The sequence below is a fragment of the Nocardia amamiensis NBRC 102102 genome, assembly GCF_001612745.1.
Taxonomy (GTDB): Bacteria; Actinomycetota; Actinomycetes; order Mycobacteriales; family Mycobacteriaceae; genus Nocardia; species Nocardia amamiensis.
In genome coordinates this window covers 1-1797 of the sequence record NZ_BDBA01000408.1, presented here as the reverse complement: position 1 = coordinate 1797, position 1797 = coordinate 1, and the positions used below count along the sequence as shown (strand labels likewise).

The 1797-nt window shown below is 63.3% G+C and carries 1 protein-coding gene and 1 pseudogene; both read right to left on the bottom strand.

Annotated elements, in window-relative coordinates; translation table 11 throughout:
• Positions 1–81 precede the first annotated feature (81 nt).
• Positions 82–866, bottom strand: a pseudogene (locus tag NA4_RS44080) (IS982 family transposase).
• A 318-nt stretch (positions 867–1184) separates the two neighbouring features.
• The gene (locus NA4_RS38075; RefSeq protein ID WP_084497857.1) at positions 1185–1751 is read right to left on the bottom strand and encodes an NUDIX hydrolase; all 567 of its coding nucleotides are present in this window, start codon (positions 1749–1751) and stop codon (positions 1185–1187) included.
• Positions 1752–1797 lie beyond the last annotated feature (46 nt).

Genomic DNA, 1797 nt, shown 5'->3' with positions numbered 1-1797 from the left:
GGGGGCCGGACGTGCTGTGGTTCGGTGATGTCACCGAAATCCCACCGGCGAAGGCAAACTCTAGACGAATGATTCCGAATGTCAGTGGTCGTAGGCGGTCAGTGACCGTGTGACGGGGGTTGATGATGCGCTTGTACCAAATCGTGGCTGCGAGTGCGAGCAGCCGTTGTCCGATTCGGGCGAACAGTCCGGCGAGGGTGCGTGCGCCGTGGGCTTTGAGGGCCAGTTGGCCTTTGCAGGGTGTCGTAGACCGATTCGATGAGCTGGCGGATGCCGCTGAGATTGCCGGTGCGGCGGGGTTCGCCTTTGCGGTCGGGGCGAAAGAAGTTCACTCCGTCGAGCGTGGCTTGGCGGTGGAATTCGTTGCCCGCAAGCCCTGCTCGACCAGTTCGAGGGCGACATCACGTTCGCCGATCTTGAGGTCGGCGAGGCACCGGGCGATCGGCATGCCGTCGGCGGTGGTGATCAGATATAGCTTGATTCCCCAGTACCAGCGTGACAGTGCAGCGCAGTAGCCGTAGTTGGCGAACCCGGCCAGCTCGGATCGTCTGCGGGTGGCACCGAGGTGCTGCAGGGGATCGGTGTGGCATCGAGGAATCGGAACCGGTCGTTGCGGGTGGACACCTGCACCGCCAACTGTTGGATGGTCTTGGCGATCAGTGGACCTGCCGCGTTTACTCGTTTGTTATAGCCGGGCTGCTTTGGCAGGTACCGAAGCATCGCGCCCAGCCTGCGTCGGCAGAACCGCAGCCAGTGGTGCTGCGATCGGAACCCCAGCAGGACCTGGGCGACCGCCAGGCAGATCAACTCGGCATCGGTCAGCTTCTTCGGGCGCGCCCAGGCCCTCGACGGCACGGCCCGACCACCTGGTAATCGACGTAGACCTAGAGTGCGGTGAGAAGGGTATCGAGGTCTTTCGTCACACATTGACGTCGATACCCTTCTCCTGTCGAAAGCTCGAGCGGCCACGCCGCGTCGAATCAGTTATCCGCGCTCGGGCTTTCGCTGCCGGATGGGACCATCCGTGTGCGTTGGGCATGTAGCCGCTCACGTTCGGCCGGGCTCATGGCCGCGAATGCCTCCTCGCGTCGCTTCGTCAGTGCCGCAAGCTCTTCAGCGCCCAACGGCTACTACCCCGTCACCACCACCAAGCTCGCTGCCGAGGCAGCGACCACCTGGAGCCGTTACGTCACCGCGCCCCGGTTCCGGTCACCGACCGGTTGGTCCCAGTCGACAACCCGAAGCGATTGAAACATCGACTCGCTTCGACGGGCCGCATACTTGCCGAAAGCTTCGATGCTGTCGGGCACGAAGGCCCACTGGCGCATCGCCTTCCGCAGATCATTCTCCGACAGCCAGCCATGCCAACCGATCTCCGAAGGATCCGGAACAACATCCCGATCGATGACAGCTTCATGAAGGCCCAGCCAATACGGGCCGATCGCCCCCTCGCACAGGAATTTGAGGACGAACCGCGGTCGGCCCCGGACTCGGAGTTCCTCGGTCAGTTCACGACTGGCCGCTTCCTCATACGACTCGCCGACAGCGACCGCGCCGCCGATCAACCAGTTGTAGTGGCCGGGGAACCGCGTGCTGTCCTCCGGTCGCCGATGCACAAAGATTCCCCCCGCACCGTCACGGCACACCACCGTCGCCACCCGATGCAACCATCCGGCTCGGATAGCCTCGTCTCGGTCGACGACACCGAGAACGCGGTCACGCTCATCAACGCGTTCCACCAATTCACTCACGAAACCAACGATGCCTCACACCCAGAGCCACAGTCCTCACACGACG